At 65.6% G+C, this 17389-nt stretch carries 16 protein-coding genes and 1 pseudogene; 5 read left to right on the forward strand and 12 right to left on the reverse strand.

All coding sequences use genetic code 11. The features are described 5' to 3' along the window. Positions 1-15 precede the first annotated feature (15 nt). Positions 16-1230 carry a 5-aminolevulinate synthase gene (hemA, locus tag ACODTA_RS10675; protein WP_489065890.1) on the reverse strand — a complete coding sequence of 405 codons (1215 nt, stop codon included), beginning with the start codon at positions 1228-1230 and terminating at the stop codon, positions 16-18. A 129-nt stretch (positions 1231-1359) separates the two neighbouring features. Beyond that, entirely contained in the window at positions 1360-2157 is a 798-nt protein-coding gene (murI, locus tag ACODTA_RS10680; RefSeq protein WP_489065891.1) for a glutamate racemase, read from the reverse strand. Positions 2158-2291: 134 nt separating this feature from the next. Here murI and plsY point away from each other — a divergent pair, with 134 nt between their 5' ends. The 4 genes from plsY to topA all read left to right on the forward strand — a co-directional run bounded on the left by plsY (position 2292) and on the right by topA (position 7730). Then, complete coding sequence (gene plsY / locus ACODTA_RS10685) at positions 2292-2903, forward strand: glycerol-3-phosphate 1-O-acyltransferase PlsY (RefSeq protein ID WP_489065892.1); 612 nt, start codon at positions 2292-2294, stop codon at positions 2901-2903. Between the two features lies 1 nt (position 2904). Further along, positions 2905-4026, forward strand: coding sequence for a DNA-processing protein DprA (dprA, locus tag ACODTA_RS10690; protein ID WP_489065893.1), 1122 nt, complete (start codon positions 2905-2907; stop codon positions 4024-4026). A 103-nt stretch (positions 4027-4129) separates the two neighbouring features. Then, entirely contained in the window at positions 4130-5122 is a 993-nt protein-coding gene (locus ACODTA_RS10695) for a hypothetical protein (RefSeq protein WP_489065894.1), read from the forward strand. Positions 5123-5195: 73 nt separating this feature from the next. Next, the gene (gene topA, locus ACODTA_RS10700; RefSeq protein WP_489065895.1) at positions 5196-7730 is read left to right on the forward strand and encodes a type I DNA topoisomerase; all 2535 of its coding nucleotides are present in this window, start codon (positions 5196-5198) and stop codon (positions 7728-7730) included. A 26-nt stretch (positions 7731-7756) separates the two neighbouring features. On the opposite strand, the pseudogene aac(6') reads toward topA, so the two are convergent. The 10 genes and pseudogenes from aac(6') to ACODTA_RS10750 all read right to left on the reverse strand — a co-directional run. Beyond that, positions 7757-8191 (reverse strand): annotated as a pseudogene (gene aac(6') / locus ACODTA_RS10705) (aminoglycoside 6'-N-acetyltransferase); the annotation flags it as partial. A 2-nt stretch (positions 8192-8193) separates the two neighbouring features. After that, complete coding sequence (locus tag ACODTA_RS10710) at positions 8194-8949, reverse strand: HesA/MoeB/ThiF family protein (RefSeq protein ID WP_489065896.1); 756 nt, start codon at positions 8947-8949, stop codon at positions 8194-8196. Positions 8950-8954: 5 nt separating this feature from the next. Continuing rightward, positions 8955-9401, reverse strand: a complete 447-nt coding sequence (gene dut / locus ACODTA_RS10715; protein ID WP_489065897.1) for a dUTP diphosphatase — start codon at positions 9399-9401, stop codon at positions 8955-8957. Further along, on the reverse strand, positions 9398-9823 hold the full coding sequence (locus ACODTA_RS10720) for a DoxX family protein (protein WP_489065898.1): 426 nt from the start codon (positions 9821-9823) through the stop codon (positions 9398-9400). Before ACODTA_RS10720 ends, dut begins: the two co-directional genes overlap by 4 nt. Next, positions 9820-11004: a bifunctional phosphopantothenoylcysteine decarboxylase/phosphopantothenate--cysteine ligase CoaBC gene (gene coaBC / locus ACODTA_RS10725; RefSeq protein WP_489065899.1), complete on the reverse strand. Its 1185-nt coding sequence runs from the start codon at positions 11002-11004 to the stop codon at positions 9820-9822. The genes ACODTA_RS10720 and coaBC overlap by 4 nt, the downstream gene beginning before the upstream one ends. An 8-nt stretch (positions 11005-11012) precedes the next feature. Then, a complete protein-coding gene (locus tag ACODTA_RS10730; protein ID WP_489065900.1) occupies positions 11013-12131 on the reverse strand; it encodes a hypothetical protein in 1119 nt (372 codons plus the stop codon). After that, the gene (locus tag ACODTA_RS10735; protein ID WP_489065901.1) at positions 12131-13258 is read right to left on the reverse strand and encodes a glycosyltransferase; all 1128 of its coding nucleotides are present in this window, start codon (positions 13256-13258) and stop codon (positions 12131-12133) included. The genes ACODTA_RS10730 and ACODTA_RS10735 overlap by 1 nt, the downstream gene beginning before the upstream one ends. A gap of 65 nt (positions 13259-13323) precedes the next feature. After that, positions 13324-14163 carry a nucleotidyltransferase domain-containing protein gene (locus ACODTA_RS10740; protein ID WP_489065902.1) on the reverse strand — a complete coding sequence of 280 codons (840 nt, stop codon included), beginning with the start codon at positions 14161-14163 and terminating at the stop codon, positions 13324-13326. A 4-nt stretch (positions 14164-14167) separates the two neighbouring features. Then, positions 14168-15700: a 2-polyprenylphenol 6-hydroxylase gene (ubiB, locus tag ACODTA_RS10745; protein ID WP_489065903.1), complete on the reverse strand. Its 1533-nt coding sequence runs from the start codon at positions 15698-15700 to the stop codon at positions 14168-14170. Beyond that, on the reverse strand, positions 15697-16428 hold the full coding sequence (locus ACODTA_RS10750; protein ID WP_489065904.1) for a class I SAM-dependent methyltransferase: 732 nt from the start codon (positions 16426-16428) through the stop codon (positions 15697-15699). The genes ubiB and ACODTA_RS10750 overlap by 4 nt, the downstream gene beginning before the upstream one ends. A 63-nt stretch (positions 16429-16491) precedes the next feature. On the opposite strand from ACODTA_RS10750, the gene mutM reads away from it, so the two are divergent. After that, positions 16492-17307, forward strand: a complete 816-nt coding sequence (mutM, locus tag ACODTA_RS10755; RefSeq protein WP_489065905.1) for a bifunctional DNA-formamidopyrimidine glycosylase/DNA-(apurinic or apyrimidinic site) lyase — start codon at positions 16492-16494, stop codon at positions 17305-17307. Positions 17308-17389: the final 82 nt, after the last annotated feature.

Consider the following 17389-nt stretch of genomic DNA (forward strand, 5'->3'; position numbering starts at 1 on the left):
TCGGAAGCTTGGCGCTCAGGCCGCCTTGCGCATCTCCAGCCGGTCCCAGATCTCGACCAGAGCCTGCGTCAGTTCGCGCATCATCGATTCGTCATGCGCCGGGCCGGGGGTGAAGCGCAGCCGTTCGGTGCCGCGCGGTACCGTCGGATAATTGATCGGCTGCACATAGACGCCATATTCGGCGAGCAGGATGTCGCTGATCTTCTTGGCGCGGACAGGGTCGCCCACCATCAGCGGCACGATATGCGTGGTCGACGGCATCACCGGCAGGCCGGCTTCGGCGAACATGTCCTTCAGGCGCGCGGCCGCCGCCTGCTGGCCGTCGCGCTCGACGCTCGACGATTTGAGGTGGCGCACCGCCGCGAGCACACCGGCGACGAGCACGGGCGAAAGCGAGGTGGTGAAGATGAAGCCGGGCGCATAGCTGCGGATCACGTCGACGATCATCTTGTCGGCGGCGATATAGCCGCCCATCACGCCGAAAGCCTTGCCCAGCGTGCCTTCGATGATCGTGATCCGCTGCGCGGCCTCGTCGCGCTCGGAAATGCCGCCGCCACGCGGGCCATACATTCCGACGGCATGGACCTCGTCGAGATAGGTCAGCGCATTGTACTTGTCGGCCAGGTCGCAGATCGCATGGAGCGGCGCGATGTCTCCGTCCATCGAATAGACGCTCTCGAACGCGATCAGCTTAGGCGTGTCCTCGTCCTCGGCCGCCAGCAGTTCCTCGAGATGCGCCAGGTCGTTGTGGCGGAAGACGCGCTTCTCGCAGCCCGAATTGCGGATGCCCGCGATCATCGACGCGTGGTTGAGCTCGTCGGAAAAGATCACGCAGCCGGGCAGCAGCTTGCCGAGCGTGGCGAGCGTCGCCTCGTTCGAGACATAGCCCGAAGTGAACAGCAGCGCGCCTTCCTTGCCGTGAAGGTCCGCGAGCTCGTTTTCGAGATCGATATGATAATGGGTATTGCCGCCGATATTGCGCGTGCCGCCCGATCCGGCGCCGACGTCGTGGAGTGCTTCCTCCATCGCCGCGATCACCTTGGGATGCTGGCCCATGGCGAGATAGTCGTTCGAGCACCAGACGGTGATCGGCTTCGGCCCGTTATGGCCGGCGAAGCAGCGCGCATTGGGGAACATGCCCTTGTTGCGCAGGATGTCGATGAACACGCGATAGCGTCCTTCGGCATGCAGCCGATCGATCGCCTGGGTAAAAACGCGCTGGTAATCCAATGTCCCGGCCCCTCAGCCAATAATGACGCTGCGCCCGCCTCTTGGCTTGGCCTTTAGCGCCGCGATGCGTCTATGGCCAGCGAGAACGGCTCGCAAAATACGCAATTCTACGGGTCAAATTGTCCTAGTCTAAAGCGTTTCCACACGGAGAAGGCCGTATCGCGTCAGTGCAGGGACCAGGGCCGCATTGGCCGGATCGGCGGCGGTGAAGACCATCACGCCTTCGGACGGTGTTGCCGGCCAGCCCTGTCCGGCGGTCAAATGCGCGATCCGCCGTGCTATGCCTTCGCCACCATCGACAAAGGCGATCGGATGGGGCGCCGCGGTCGCCAATTCCTGCGCGACCAGCGGAAAATGGGTGCAGGCAAGCACGATCGTGTCGATCGCATCGCCGCCCGCTTGCTCAATCAGGCCGGCAATGGCGCGTTCGAAGATGGCCGGATCGGGTGCGCGGCCACGCAGTTTCGCCTCGGCGGCGGTGACCAGTTCGGCCGACCCGTGGCGGAACACCGCGCAATCCGCCGCGAACTCGGCGGCAAGCCGGTCGACATAGGGCTGACGGATCGTCGCATCGGTGCCCAGTACGCCAATCGCGCGGGTTCGTGACGCCAGCGCCGCCGGCTTGATCGCGGGGACTGTGCCGACGATCGGCACGTCCAGCGCCGAACGGACATGCGCCAGCGCGATCGTGGAGGCGGTATTGCAGGCGATGACGATCAGTCGCGGGCGATAGCGTTCGGCCAATCGCCCGAGCAGCGCGGGCACGCGTGCCGCGATTTCCGCTTCGCTGCGGGTTCCATAGGGAAAGCCGCCATTGTCCGCGACGTAGACGAAGGGAGCCTGCGGAAGCAGTTCGCGCGCCGGCGCCAGCACCGAAAGTCCGCCCACGCCGGAATCGAAGAACAGGATCGGTCGCATATCGGTCATGCGTGCTCCCTAAGGCCTGGGCGATCGGGGGGGAAGCGTTGGCCAAGAAATCGGTTCGGAATGGATCGATCTGTTGATCGGCTTTATTGCGGCCATGGCACAAACCACTATGTTGGCCGCGAAAGGGGTGGGATTTGGAAACCAGCATCTGGATCGGACCTGCGGCGGCTCTGCTGCTCGGCTATCTCCTGGGATCGATTCCCTTCGGCCTGATCCTCACGCGGATCTCCGGGGCGGGCGATCTGCGCGCGATCGGATCGGGCAATATCGGCGCCACCAACGTGCTGCGCACCGGCCGCAAGTGGCTGGCGGCGCTGACGCTGATCCTCGACATGGCGAAGGGTACGGCGGCGGTGCTCATCGCGGCCGCCGTCAGCCCGGAATTCGCGCCGCTCGCTGCGGTCGGAGCCTTTCTGGGGCATGTCTATCCCGTCTGGTTGCGCTTTCGTGGCGGCAAGGGGGTGGCGACTCTGTTCGGCATTGCGCTTGCCTTCAGTATCCTGACCGGCAGCCCCTTTTACGCGCTGGTGTTCGCCGCGGTCTGGATCGGGACGATCCTGATAACGCGGATCTCGTCGCTCGGCGGCATGTCCGCCGCGATCCTGCTGCCCGTGACGGCGGCGGTGCTCGGCCGGTTCGATCTGGTCGTGCTGTTCATGGCGCTCACGCTGATCCTGTTGTGGAAGCATCGCGGCAATGTCGAGCGCTTGATGGCGGGAACCGAGCCGAGGATCGGGCGCGCCTGACATGAGGGGCGATGGGGCGGCCGATGGCGCGGATCGCGCCGATGACCGGCTGGCGCGCCTGCGGCTGATCCGTTCCGCGCAGATCGGTCCGGTTACCTATCGCCAATTGATCGCCAGGTTCGGCAGCGCACACGCTGCTCTCGACGCCTTGCCGGGACTGGCTGCCCGTGGCGGCGGCCGGGCGCCCCGCATCGCCGGCATGGCTGAGATCGAGCAAGAAATACGCGCGGTGGAACGGCTGGGCGCGCGCCACCTGTTTCTGGAAGACGTCGGTTATCCGCCACTGCTCGATCAGATCGAAACGGCGCCGCCCGTCCTGATCGTGCGCGGCGATCCCGGTCTGGTGACGCGTCGCACGGTGGCGATCGTCGGCGCGCGCAATGCCTCGGCAGCGGCGTGCCGCTTTGCGCGCCAACTGGCCCAGTCGCTGGGCGAAGCGGGTGTGCTGGTCGTTTCAGGCCTGGCGCGTGGCATCGACACCGCCGCGCACCAGGGATCGATCCGATCGGGGACGGCGGCGGTTATCGCAAGCGGCATCGACATCGCCTTCCCGCCGGAAAACGCCGGATTGCAGGAGGAGATCGCGCGGCACGGCCTGCTGATCGCCGAACAGCCTCCGGGCCGTGAGCCGCTGGCACGGCATTTTCCGTCCCGCAACCGGATCATCGCCGGCATGGCGCTCGGCACCGTGGTGGTGGAGGCCGCGCCGCGCTCCGGTTCGCTGATCACCGCGCGGCTCGCCAACGAAGCGGGGCGTGAAGTGATGGCAGTGCCCGGATCGCCGCTCGATCCGCGTGCCCAGGGCTGTAACGGCCTGATCCGTGAAGGCGCGACGTTGATCCAGTCCGCCGCCGATGTGATCGAGGCGATCACGCCGATCGGAGTTGCGCGTTTCGCGGAGCCAAGTGGCGGTTATGCGCCGCCGCCGTCGCCGATCACCGGCGATGTGGCCGAGCGCGAGAGAGCCCGGATCGTCCTGCTGCTTGGCCATGCGCCAGTGCCGGTGGACGAGATCATTCGCCAATCGGGCCTTGCGCCGGCGACAGTCCACACCGTGCTGCTCGAGCTTGAACTTGCCGGCCGGTTGGAACGTCATGCCGGGGGCAAGGTCAGCCTCGCCTGAGTGTTTCCGTCTGGCGCCGCGCTATCACGAAGACTTTGAATTCCGGTTGATATCGGTTTAAGCATGCCGCCGGGTCGCGCCCATTCTCCCGGGGGAGAAAACCGTGTCCCGTCTCATCATCACCACCCTGTTTTCAGCATTGGCGCTGGCCGCCATGCCCGCCGCGGCGTTGGCCGCGAAGGCGAAGGACCCAGTGAAGGTCACGGCCGCCAAGAATGTGAAAGGAACGCAGCGGGTCGTCATCGGCCAGCTTACCATTGGCTTTCTGATCGAACGCAAGGATTCGACGAAGGCCGGCGGCGGTATGTTGGGAAGCGGTTATGGCGGCCGTTCCACCGTGCGCAGCACGCTTGCCGGTTATAGCCAGGCCGATCTTCAGGAAATCGCCGATGCCGCCCATGACGATCTGGCGGCCAGGCTGACGGCGGCGGGTTTCGAGGTGGTCGATCGCGCCGCGCTTGCGGCCCATCCCGCCTATGCAAAGGCGAAGGGCGAGCCAGGCACAAAGGAAATGACGACGATCACAGGCCGTGACGACAAGGCGAATGTGCTGTTCGTCAGCGCATCGCAAACCGCGCCGCTCAAGCTCGTCACCGGCGATGTCGTGGCCGGCGGGTTGAGCGCGATGAGCCTGATCATGAACGGCACCCAGGTGATGGGCGGTGCCACGACCTACGCGAAGGATAGCGGGGTCAATGTGGTCAACGCGATCTACTATGTCGATTTCGCGGATAGCGACGAATATGGCGGCTGGTTCCGGTCAACCTCGGCAGTCAATGTGAAGGGCAGTCTGGCGCTGCTCCCCGATCAGTCCAAGCTGACCGTGATCGGGCCGAACTACAAATCCGCGACCTTGGCACTTGCCGATCCCGTCGCGGTCGGTGGCGATTTCTTCGACAAACGCGATTCCATGTCGGGGGGCGAGAAGACGACCAATGCGATCGGCAATGCGATCGGACTGCTCGGCGGCGTGGGGACCAACAGCTCGAAGAAGTTCACCTTCACCGCACGGCCCGGCACTTATGTCCCCGGGGCGAAGCAGGCGGCGTTCGACGCCAATGAGGTGCTGGTGGGCCGGCTGGCGAGTCTGCGTTGAACGGAAGCGCTTGACGGGGCGGCCGGAGGCTTTCCACCCTCGCGCGTACGCGTAGGGAGTGAATCAGACCGCCATGCAGCTTGTCATCGTCGAGTCCCCGGCCAAGGCCAAGACCATCGAAAAATATCTGGGCGGGGACTTCAGGGTCCTCGCCTCTTACGGGCATATCCGCGACCTGCCGGCCAAGGACGGCTCGGTCGATCCCGACGCCGCTTTCGCGATGCAGTGGGAGAATTATGCCGATAAGGGCAAGCAGCTCAAGGCGATCACCGACGAGGCCAAGAAGGCCGATCGCCTGATCCTGGCGACCGACCCTGATCGCGAGGGTGAGGCGATTTCCTGGCATGTCCAGGAAGTGCTTCGGCAAAAAAAGGCGCTGCCCAAGGAGGTTGATCGCGTTACCTTCAACGCGATCACAAAGGCGGCCGTGACCGAGGCGATGAAGGCGCCGCGCGCGCTCGATGAGGATCTGATCGACGCCTATCGCGCGCGCCGCGCGCTCGATTATCTGGTGGGCTTCACCCTGTCTCCCGTGCTCTGGCGCAAGTTGCCGGGCGCCAAATCGGCCGGCCGCGTGCAATCGGTCGCGCTCAGGCTGGTCGTCGATCGCGAACGCGAGATCGAGCAATTCCGCCCGCAGGAATATTGGTCGGTCACGGCCGATATGGAGCAGGACGGCCAGGCGTTCGTCGCGCGCCTCGCTCGCTGGAAGGGCGAGAAGGTCGATCGGCTGACGCTGGGCAACAAGGGCGATGCCGAAGCCGCGAAGGCAGCGGTCGAGGCGGGGCGGTTCAGCGTCGCATCGGTCGAGACCAAGCCGCTCACGCGTAATCCGCCGCCGCCCTTCACAACCTCGACATTGCAGCAGGAGGCCGCCCGCAAGCTGGGCTTCTCTGCCAGCCACACGATGCGGGTCGCGCAGAATCTCTACGAGGACGGCGCGATCACCTATATGCGGACAGACGGCGTCCAGATGGACGGCAGCGCCATATCGGCGGCGCGCGGCGCGATCGCGAACCGCTATGACGGCAGCTATGTGCCCGACAAGCCGCGCCAATACACTGCCAAGGCCAAGAACGCCCAGGAAGCGCACGAAGCGATCCGCCCAACCGACTTTTCGAAGGACAAGCTCGGCTCGGGCGATCATGCCCGGCTCTACGATCTGATCTGGAAGCGCGCGCTGGCGAGCCAGATGGCGTCGGCCCGGCTCGAGCGCACCACGGTGGATTTCGCCGACGGTACCGGGCAGACCGGCCTGCGAGCGACCGGACAGGTCGTGCTCTTCCCCGGTTATCTCGCCTTGTACGAAGAGGGCAGGGACGACGAGGGCGACGAGGATTCGCGCCGCCTGCCGCGCATGTCGGAGGGTGATGCTCCCGCGAAGAAGGCCGTCCATGCCGAACAGCATTTCACCCAGCCGCCGCCGCGCTATTCGGAAGCGAGCCTGGTCAAGAAGCTGGAAGAGCTCGGGATCGGACGGCCATCGACTTATGCATCGACTCTTCAGACACTTAAGGATCGTTCCTATGTTCGTGTCGAGAAAAACCGCTTCTTCGCGGAGGAAAGCGGCCGACTGGTCACGGCATTCCTAGAGCGCTTTTTCGAGCGTTACGTAAGCTATGATTATACCGCCGAGCTCGAGGACGAGCTCGACGAGATTTCGGGTGGCCGCGCTCAGTGGCAGAAGGTGCTCGAGGCCTTCTGGCGCGATTTCAAGCCGCGTACCGCCGAGGTGATGGAACAGAAGCCGTCGGACATCACCGCCGCGCTCGACGAATTCCTGGCGCCCCTGCTGTTCCCTGAAAGGGAAGACGGCAGCGACCCCAGGCTCTGCCCCAATTGCGGCGAGGGGCGGCTGTCGCTGCGCGGCGGACGCTTCGGCGCGTTCATCGCCTGCTCCAACTATCCCGAGTGCAAATATACCCGCCGCTTCGCGCAGGCTGGCGGCAGCGGCGACCAGGGTGGCGATACCGGGCCGGAGGTACTGGGCAGCGATCCGGAAACCGGCCTCGAAGTCTCCAAGCGGTCTGGGCGGTTCGGGCCTTATGTGCAGCTTGGTGACGGCAAGGAGGCCAAGCGTTCGTCGATACCCAAGGATGTCGAACTCGATTTCGACTGGGCTGTGCGACTGCTCTCGCTGCCGCGCACGGTTGGCGAACATCCTGAAAGCGGGAAGCCGATCACGGCCAGCATAGGGCGTTATGGCCCTTATCTCGCACATGATGGCAAATATGCGCGTCTGACGTCGACCGCCGAGGTATTCGAGACCGGCATGAACGCGGCCGTGGTCAAGCTGGCCGAGGCGGCGGCAGGCGGTGGCCGGCCGCAGCGCGGCTCGCGCGAGCCGCTGCGCGTGCTTGGCGCGCATCCCCGCACCGAAGCCGAGATCAAGCTGATTGAAGGACGGTTCGGCCCTTATGTGACCGACGGCACGACCAACGCGACCTTGCCGAAGACGGTCGACAAGGATGCGCTGACGCTGGAGGAGGCCGCGCAGTTGATCGATGCCCGCGCAGCGGCGGGGCCGGCCAAGGGCAAGAAGAAGCCTGCGGCAAAGAAGGCGCCTGCCAAGAAGAAGGCGCCGGCCAAGAAGGCGAAGGCCGACTGAGAGCTTGCCGGCGCTTGAGGCGCCGGCAGCACTTTCCGGAAATAGACCACGCGCTCGGTTTCTTCGAAGCCGAGCGCGTCGTGCATGGCATGGCTTTCGACATTGTCGAGCAACGCGTCCGACGCGAATTCGGTGCAGCCCTGGCGAACCGACCAGCGTTCGGCTTCATCGCACAGCGCGCGGGCGATGCCGCCCAGCCGGTGCGCGGGATCGACATAAATGCCTTCGAGAAAGCCGACCGGAGAGGTTTCGCATCCGTTCACATAATCGCGGCGCAACGCGACCTCGGCAAAGCCGATCGCCAGATCGTCCGCATCGACGGCGAGGAAAATGGACATGTCGTCGCGCGACAGCATGTCTGGCGCCATGACGTCGGGCTCATCCTTCAGCCAAGGCCAGAGGGCTTCGCGCAATGCCATCCAGGCCCCGAGATCCGCTTCCCTGCAGGGGCGGATCCTCACGCTCATTGTCCGCAGGCTCGGCAGGCGGGATCCTTGGGCAGCCGGATCGTCCGCATCATCGGTGCGATGCCGTCGAAGACATGGAGCTTGCCGGTCGCCTCCGGCCCGAAGCGGGTGACGAGCCGGATCGCCTCCATCGCGGCGAAACTGCCCATCATGCCGGCCATCGCGCCGAGCACGCCTTGCTCGGCGCAACTGTCGCAGTCGTCGGGATCATGCGCATCGCCGACGAAGCAGCGATAGCAGGGGGCGTTCGCTTCCCAGCCGCGAAACGTGCCGATCTGTCCCTGGAACTGGCCGATCGCCGCGGAGACCAGCGGGATATGCGTGCGCGTGCAATGGTCGGATACCACGAGCCGCGTCGCGAAATTGTCGCATCCGTCGAGCACCACGTCGGTATCGGCGATCAGCTCGGCGACATTGGCGGCGGTGATCCTCGCGACCTGCGCGGTGACCGAAACATAGGGATTGAGCGCGCGCACCGCATCGGCGGCGCGTTCCGCCTTGAGCGCGCCGACATCGCCGGTGGTGAACAAGGTCTGGCGCTGAAGGTTGGCCAGACTCACCCGATCGTCATCGATGATGGTGAGCGCGCCGACTCCGGCAGCGGCGAGATACTGGATCGCCGGGCAGCCGATGCCGCCCGCGCCGACCACGGTGACGCGCGCCTGTTTGATCAGGCCCTGGCCCGTGCCGCCGACCTGCTTGAGCACGATATGCCGGGCGTAGCGGTCCAGCTCCTCGTCGGTCAGGTCCATCGCCGTCAGCCGCGAACGCCGGTCGAACCGAAGCCGCCGGCGCCGCGCGCGGTCTCGTCGAGCGAATCGACCTCGGCGAAGATGGCGGGCTGGACGGCGGCGGCGACGAGTTGCGCGACCCGGTCTCCCCGTACGATCTCGAACGGTTCGCTGCCCAGGTTGATCATGATGATCTTCAGTTCGCCGCGATAATCGGCATCGATCGTGCCGGGGGTGTTGGGCAGCGAGATGCCGTGCTTGAGCGCAAGGCCCGAGCGGGGCCGCACCTGCACTTCGTAACCCGCCGGGATCGCCATGGCGAAGCCGGTCGCGACGGCGTGGCGGCTGCCGGGCGCAAGGATCACGTCCTCGGCGGAGACGACGTCCATGCCGGCGGCATGTTCGGTGGCATAGGCGGGCACGGGCAGGCCCTCGCCATGGGGCAGGCGCTTCAGCGCGATCGTGATTGTCATGATGTCCTTTCGAGGAGTCGATCGAGAGCGACAAGGCCGGCGCCCAGCGTCGCGAAGAGCAGGCCCAAAGCGATCAGCACGGCCGCCGGCCAGATCTCGCGAAAGCCCTGCGCCAGATGGACCATCACCACGCCGACCGTGAAGTTGAAGGCAAGCAGCAGTCCGGCCCAGCGCGTCAGCAGGCCGAGAATGAGCGCGATGCCGATGGCGAACTGCGCCCAGACGGAGAGCTGCGCCATGATGTCGGGCGCCGCGAAGCCATTGGCGGCAAGAAAATCCGAAAATTCGGCCATGCGGGCACGGCTCAGGATATTGTCGAGCACACCGTGGATCAGGAAGCTGCCGGTGAGCAGCCGCGCCGTCAGCAGCGCCAGATCGCCGAACGCGGCAAGCGGGCGCAGCAGCAACAGGTCGCGTGTCACGCCAGCGCCTGTGCGATCCGCGCGGCCAGACGGTCGGCCACGGCCTGTTTGGGCAGGGTCTCCCAGCTTTCGACCCCATCGGCGGTGATGATGTGGACGCTGTTGCGCTCGCCGCCCATCACATCGACCGAAACGTCGTTGGCGACGATCCAGTCCGCCCGCTTGCGCGCGCGCTTGGCGGTCGCATGCTCGATCAGCTTCTCGGTTTCCGCAGCAAAGCCGATCACCAGTCTCGGGCGGTCCGGCGAGGCCGCGAGGGTCGCGAGGATGTCGGGATTTTCGGTGAAGTGAAGCGCGGGCACCGCGCCGTCGCCCGTCTTCTTGATCTTTTCGGGGCTGGCCTCGGTGCGCCAGTCCGCGACGGCGGCGACCATCACCGCGGCGTCGGCGGGCAATGCGGCATCGACCGCCGTCGCCATTTCGCGCGCGGTCTCGACGTTGACGCGCGTCACGCCCATCGGCGTGGGCAAGGTGACTGGCCCCGCAACCAGGGTCACGCGCGCGCCCAGCGCGGCGAGGGCTCCGGCGATCGCGAAGCCCTGTTTGCCCGACGAACGATTGGCGATGTAGCGCACCGGATCGATCGGCTCGTGCGTCGGCCCCGCCGTGACGAGCACATGGCGGCCGGCCAAAGCCTCGCCACGCTCGAAATGCGCCTGGATCGCGGCCATGATCGCCTGCGGATCGGGCAGGCGGCCGGGGCCATATTCGCCGCAGGCCATCGGACCTTCGTCGGGATCGAGAATCGTCACGCCATCTGCACGTAGCTGCGCCACGTTGCGTTGCGTCGCGGCATGTTGCCACATGCGGACATTCATTGCGGGCGCCGCCAGCACCGGCTTGTCGGTGGCGAGCAGCAATGTCGTCGCCAGGCTGTCCGAGATGCCCGCCGCCATCTTGGCGAGCAGATCGGCGGTGGCCGGCGCGATCACGACCAGGTCCGCCTGTCGGCTGAGCTGGATGTGACCCATTTCCGCCTCATCCTTCAGGTCGAACAAATTTGTGTGGACGGGTTGTTCGGAGAGCGCCGCCAGCGTCATCGGCGTCACGAAATGCGCGCCGCCCTCGGTCAGCACGCAACGTACCGACATGCCGGCCTTGCGGATCAGCCGGATCAGTTCGCAGGCCTTATAGGCCGCGATCCCGCCGCCGACGATGAGGAGGATGCGCTTTGCCGTCATCGCCGGCACTAATGCCCGGCGACGGCCTGCCTGTCGAGATGGGAAGCCGATCCGAAGGCTCCGCGCAACAGATCGCGAAGCGCGATCGGCGCGAAGGCGAGGCCGACGAGCAGCAGCGGCGCGATCAGCAGGCCCCAATAGAAATTGTCCGGCCGCCCGAACAGCATGAGCATCAGCGCATATCCGCCGAGAATCGCGAGCGTTCGCAATCCCCAGGGTGATCGCCATGACGCCCAGCCGAGTAGTGCCAGCGGAATGGCAAGCGCGCTGATCCAGAGCGGCATCAGCGTCAGCGGTGTGGTCAACCGCATCGCCGAGATGAAGAAGCGCCAGCCGCCCATCGCAGCCCAGCCCGGCGAGACCGGATCGCCCGGCAGCACGACCGTGGCGACCTGCGCGGCATGGAGGGCGAGCGCGAGGCCGAACAGGACCGCCACGCCCGACCAGGCCGCCATCTCGCGCCAGCGCCGCTCGAGCAGCGCGAATCCCGCCATTGCGAGGATGTAGGGCAGGGCGGTTTCCCGGATCAGCACGGCGCAGAGTCCGACAATCACGCTCGGCCACCATCGATCATCGCGGCGCAACGCGAGCGAGAGCGCGATCAGCAGCGACGCCCAGATTTCGTGAAACACGATCATCGCGGGCTGGAGCGCGACCGCGACGCCGCAGACAAGGAGCAGACAGGCGACCGCGCCGGTCGCGGGCCGGGTGAAGGCGGGCAACAGGCTGATCGTCCAGGCGAGGAGCGTGGCGGCGACCAGCGCCAGCATCAACGCGCGCGAAACGACGGGTGGTAGCGATGCCAGCAGGGCGGCAAGAGTCGGCAACCGGAAGGCGACGAAGGGCTTGAGGGGGTAATCGCCCTCGCGCAACGCCGGGGCGGCTGCGACGTAATAGGGCGTCCCGGTCCGCATCTCGCCGACGATGCGTTCATAGAGGAGCTTGTCGGTGCCGCCATTGGCGGATCCCGCGGCGGGGGCGCCCCCCTCGGCGTTGATTGACGTCCGCTCGATGGCGATACCATAGAGCATCACCAGCGCGAGCAGCGCGAGCAGTGTGACGGCGAGCCAGCGCGGCCAGGCCGCGAAGCGCGTCGGCTCGCGGAGCCAGGAGCGCGGATGCGCCATCAGCGCCGCCAGGTAATCACCGACGAGACCGCGAAATTCCACACGGCGCCGATCACGGCACCCGCGACACCCGCCAGCCACCAGCGGCCATCGGTATCGTTCACCCATGTGCCGACGCCGATATTGGCGAGCGCGCCGATCAGGCAGATCGCGTAGAACGAGAAGAGGCCCGCGATCATCTTGAGGCCTTTCAGGCGACGGTCGCGATAGGTGAAGACGTTGTTGAGCATGAAATTGAAGGTCATCGCGCTGAACACGGCGAGAACCTCCGCCGTGACGAAGGCAACGCCGAGTTGTACCGATCCGCCGAGCACCGCCAGATGAACGCCCAGACCGAGCGAACCGACGGCGAGGAAGCTGATCAGGCGAAGCGGCACGATATGGCCGATCTTCTTGTCGAGCAGCAGCGACAGATATTCGAGTACGACGAGCGCGCCGAGCTTGCTTTCCCCGGCTTCACGCAAACGGAATTGATAGGGTATTTCGGTCACGCGGAGCGGTTCCTTGCTGGAGGCGGCCAGGTCGAGCAGGATCTTGAAGCCGACGCCGGACAATCGGGGCAACGCACCGGTCAGCGCCTCGCGGGAGATGGCGAAAAAGCCGCTCATCGGATCGCTCAGGCGCGTCCGGGCGATGTGCTGGCCGATCCGGGTGGCGAAACGGCTGATGAAGCGTCGGCGAGCATTCCATGCGCCGAAACCGCCGCCTTCCGCATAGCGGGTGCCGACGGCGAGATCAGCTTCGCCGCTCGCGACAGCCTTGACGAGCGCGGGCAGGATCGCCTCGTCATGCTGCATATCGGCGTCGATCACCGCGAGCACCGGAGCGGAGGTGGCGAGCATCCCTTCCACCACCGCGGAGGACAGCCCACGTCGGCCGATACGCTGAAGCACGCGCACGCGCGCGGTGCCGCGCCCGATCTCGCGGATCAGGTCCGACGTTCCGTCGGGCGAATTGTCGTCAACGAAGATCGCTTCCCAGGAATAGCCGGCGAGAACCGTTGACAGCTTGTCGAGCAGCGCCCGGATATTCGCGGTTTCGTTGAAGGTTGGAATGATCACCGCCAGTTCGAGCGGTGCTTCGTCAATGCCTTGCGGCGAATCGAACTGGATGGCCGCATGCAGCACCGATCATTTCCCCCACCGGTTGATCCGGTCGGGAATGTGCTAAGGCTGCGTGGTTAAGGTTCGGTTTACGTTTCGGGCAAGTCGCGCAGCATGTCACGGAAAAACGTGGCGGCCTCGATCCGGGCATCTTCGGATATGCGATGCGCGCGTGCTGGAAAATGGTCGCGCGCGACAAGGAATTCGCCATCGACGAAATCGCGAATCGGCGTGGGTAGCGCGCCTGTGCCGAACTCGCGCGTCACGGCCTTGCGCGCGATCAGATCCAGGCTTAGCCGGAGCACCTCCGCAGGCGGATCGCATTGGTCGAGCAGGACATGGAAATCCATCGGCGCGATCACCGCGTCGGGGTGGAGCCGCAGCCAGCGCAACGCCGCCGCCGGGCGCAGGGCGTAGAAGATCTTCTTCAATGAAACCGTCTTGTGATCGGCGAAATAGGTGTTCCGCTGGCGTTCTCCCAGATGGAGATAGTGGCGTGCGATCGCGGCGCGGTCTGTGTGCTTCCGCGCGAGCCGCAGCAGTCCGCTTCGAAACGCTTCGTCCCCGGCATAGACGATGGGCGACATCAGCCATTCGACGACCACAGCATTGCCCTTGAGCAGCAGCTTGATCGCCTTGCCCAGTTCCCAGCCATTGACGTCCATATCGTCTTCCAGCGGCGTCTCGATAACGTCGCGCTTCTGCCATGGCGACAGATAGTCCTCGGTCCTCCGCATGAAGATGAAGCGGCAGTCATAGTCGCTGTCGGGAGAAGGGAAGCCCCAGGCCCTGCTGCCGCTTTCGATCGCCAGCCCGATCTCTACACGATGGTCGCGCGCGATGCCCGCCAGCCGGGCGTCGATATCCGCCAGCCGTTCCGGCGAGAAATGCGATGGTATCGACCGCAGCGTGGACGGCGGCGAAACCATCGCGTCAGCCGAAAGCCGCCATTGCGGCCGCGCCGATCCCGGCCGCGAGCGCGGCGACCACCGCATAGCGCCAGCCGCCACCGATGCGGATCACTTCCACTTCGCGCAGGGGCGGGGGGGGTGGGGCGGCTCCCGGCTTGGGGAATTGTGCCTCTATCCGTCTGATCAGGTCGGGCAGGCTGCGCAGCGTGCGGAAGTCCTGTATCAGGCGATCCGCGACCATGGCCTCCGGTCCAAGTTCGGTCCGGAGCCATTCCTTCACGAACGGGCCCGACACGTCCCACATGTTGATGTCAGGATCGAGCGTCTGGGCGACACCCTCGACCATCACCATCGTCTTTTGCAGCAACAGCAGATGGGGCTGGGTCTGCATGTCGAAATCGCGCGTGATCGCGAACAGGCCGTCCAGCATCTGCCCGATCGACACGTCCTTGACCGGCAGCCCCCGGATAGGCTCGCCCACCGCGCGCAACGCCGTGGTGAACTCATCGACATTATGATGGGCCGGCACATAGCCCGCCTCGAAATGGATCTCGGCGACGCGGCGATAGTCGCCGGTCAGCAAGCCGTAGAGGATCTCGGCCAGCCACATCCGCGCCTGGCGGTTGATCCGGCCCATGATGCCGAAATCGATCGCGGCCAGGTCCCCGTTGGGCAAGGCGAACAGATTGCCCTGATGGAGATCGGCGTGGAAGAAACCCTCCGCGATCGCCTGGCGGAGAAAGGCGCGAACAAGGCGCGCGGCCAGCGCCGCCGGATCATGACCTGCGGCGATCAGTGCATCGCGTTTCGAAAGCTTGATGCCGTCCAGCCATTCCAGCGTCATTACCCGGCGCGCTGTGCGCTGCCAGTCGATCGCGGGGATGTGATAGCCCGGTTCGGCCGCCATCGCCTCGGCCAGTTCGGATGCCGACGCGGCTTCGCGCCGCAGGTCGAGTTCGCGCATCGTCCATTGACGGAAGGTGGCGATGACGAGCCGGGGACGGAGCCGCGCGATCTCTCCGCCGAACGCTTCGGCTTGCGCGGCCGCCCATTCATAGGTTTCGAGCGCCTCGGCGAAATCGTCCTCGATGCCGGGGCGCAGCACCTTGACCGCGACGGTGCGGCCGTCGGTGGTGACCGCCTTGTGAACCTGCGCGATTGACGCCGCGCCGACGGGATCGGGATCGATCGACTGGAACAAGGATTCGATCGGTTTTCCCAGCGCCGTTTCGATACTGTCGCGGATCTGCTCGAACGGCGCGGGCGGCAGCGCGTCCTGCAGGCGCAACAGATCGTTAGCCGCCACCTCGCCGACGAGATCCGGCCGGGTCGCGAGCGACTGGCCGAGCTTGATCGCGGCGGGGCCGATCGCCTGGAAGGCATCGGCATAGCGGGGTTGCCTGGGCACGCGTGCGCCGAAGCGGGCGAGGCGGACGAGCCTGCGTACGCGTGGCGGCGTCAGCGGATCTCGTTCGATACCCGTCAGCGCGCCATGGCGCGCCAAGGTGCGGCCCCATTTCAGGAGGCGCCAGAGGTGGACGGAAGCGTGGGTCAAATCTTCCAGCCGCTATGGATTGCGACGAGCCCGCCGAGCAGCGGTTCGACGCGGGTTTGGACGAAGCCGGCCTTGGCGATCATGCCCTCGAAGCTTTTCATGTCCGGGAAACGGCGGATCGATTCGATCAGATAGCGATAGCTGTCTTCGTCATTGGCCAGCGCCTTGCCGAGTTTCGGCACCAGCTTGTGCGAATAGACGTCGTAGACCTCGGCGAAGCCCGGCCACAAGGTGGTCGAGAATTCGAGGCAGAAGAAGCGCCCGCCGCGCTTGAGCACGCGATGGGCTTCGCCCAGCGCCTGCTGGATGCGGGTGACGTTCCGGATGCCGAAGGCGATCGTGTAGGCATCGAAGCCCGCATCGGCGAAGCTCAGCGTCTCCGCATTCTCCTCCTGCCAGGTCAGCCCTTCGATGCCACGCTTGGCGGCGCGTTCCATGCCGACGCCCAGCATTTCCGGATTGATGTCGGACACGGTGACGCTTGCGCCCGAGGCGGCCATGCGGAAGGCGATATCGCCGGTGCCGCCCGCGACATCGAGAATGTGTTCGCCCGTGCGCGGCTTCACACGGCGGACGAAGCGGTCCTTCCACAAACGGTGCATGCCGCCGGACATGGCGTCGTTCATCAGATCGTAGCTGGAGGCGACGCTGGAGAAGACGCCGCGCACGCGCGCGGTCTTTTCCTCTGGGGCCACATCCTCATAGCCGAAGGAGACGGTGTCGGTCATGCGCGCTGCTCTAGAACGTGAACGGCTCTTGTTGAAGGGCCAAAGGCTGTTAAGTCGACGCCCATGCCAGAGCTTCCCGAAGTCGAGACCACCGTGCGCGGATTGCGTTCCGTGCTGGAGGGCGTCGAACTTACTCGTGTCGAGCCGCGCCGGCCGGATTTGCGCCGCGCGATTCCGCCCGATCTGCGCCAGCGCATGACCGGTGCCCGGGTGACCGGGCTGGGGCGACGCGCCAAATATGGCATGATCGACACCGACAGGGGCGATACGCTCATCTTCCATCTCGGCATGTCTGGCCGATGGCGAGTCGATCCGGAAGATATCGGGACGCACGATCATCTGGTGATCGAGACGGCGGCTGGCCGGCGGCTGGCGCTCAACGACCCGCGGCGATTCGGTTCGCTCGATCTGGTCGATACTGCTTCGCTTGCGGGCTTTGCGCCTTTTGCCGCGCTTGGTCCCGAACCGCTGGACGATGTATTCGACGCGGCGCACCTGGCCAAGGCGTTCGAAAACAGGATCGCCCCTGTGAAAGCGCTGCTGCTCGATCAGCGCGTCGTGGCGGGGCTGGGCAATATCTATGTGTGCGAGGCGCTGCACATCGCGGGAATCGCGCCGACGACGGCGGGCGGTCGAATCGCCCGCAAGCGACTCGATCCGCTGGTCGATGCGATCAAGGCAGTGCTGGCCTCTGCGATCGAAGCCGGCGGATCGACACTGCGCGACTATGCCCGACCCGATGGCGAACTCGGCTATTTCTTCAAGCAATGGCGCGTATATGGGCGGGAGGGGCTGGATTGCCCGAGTTGTAGCAAGCCGGTAGAGCGGCGAGTGGATAGCGGGCGATCGACCTTTTTCTGCGCGAAATGCCAGCGCTGAGCGGTTGACCAATTGCGGAAACCTGACTAAGGGAGCCGCTTTCCGGGCGCGGGCCACTCCGCGCCTTGTTTTTTCGAGAAGC

The organism is Sphingomonas sp. FG14 (assembly GCF_057809675.1).

Bases quoted from the DNA above. Each gene is read 5' to 3' on its own strand.
- murI (WP_489065891.1), bottom strand. From the start codon at position 2,157: ATGACCGATATGCGACCGATCCTGTTCTTCGATTCCGGCGTGGGCGGA.
- mutM (WP_489065905.1), top strand. From the start codon at position 16,492: ATGCCAGAGCTTCCCGAAGTCGAGACCACCGTGCGCGGATTGCGTTCC.
- ACODTA_RS10710 (WP_489065896.1), bottom strand. From the start codon at position 8,949: ATGGACCTGACCGACGAGGAGCTGGACCGCTACGCCCGGCATATCGTG.
- coaBC (WP_489065899.1), bottom strand. From the start codon at position 11,004: ATGACGGCAAAGCGCATCCTCCTCATCGTCGGCGGCGGGATCGCGGCC.
- dprA (WP_489065893.1), top strand. From the start codon at position 2,905: ATGAGGGGCGATGGGGCGGCCGATGGCGCGGATCGCGCCGATGACCGG.
- dut (WP_489065897.1), bottom strand. From the start codon at position 9,401: ATGACAATCACGATCGCGCTGAAGCGCCTGCCCCATGGCGAGGGCCTG.
- topA (WP_489065895.1), top strand. From the start codon at position 5,196: ATGCAGCTTGTCATCGTCGAGTCCCCGGCCAAGGCCAAGACCATCGAA.
- ACODTA_RS10750 (WP_489065904.1), bottom strand. From the start codon at position 16,428: ATGACCGACACCGTCTCCTTCGGCTATGAGGATGTGGCCCCAGAGGAA.
- ACODTA_RS10740 (WP_489065902.1), bottom strand. From the start codon at position 14,163: ATGGTTTCGCCGCCGTCCACGCTGCGGTCGATACCATCGCATTTCTCG.
- ACODTA_RS10730 (WP_489065900.1), bottom strand. From the start codon at position 12,131: ATGGCGCATCCGCGCTCCTGGCTCCGCGAGCCGACGCGCTTCGCGGCC.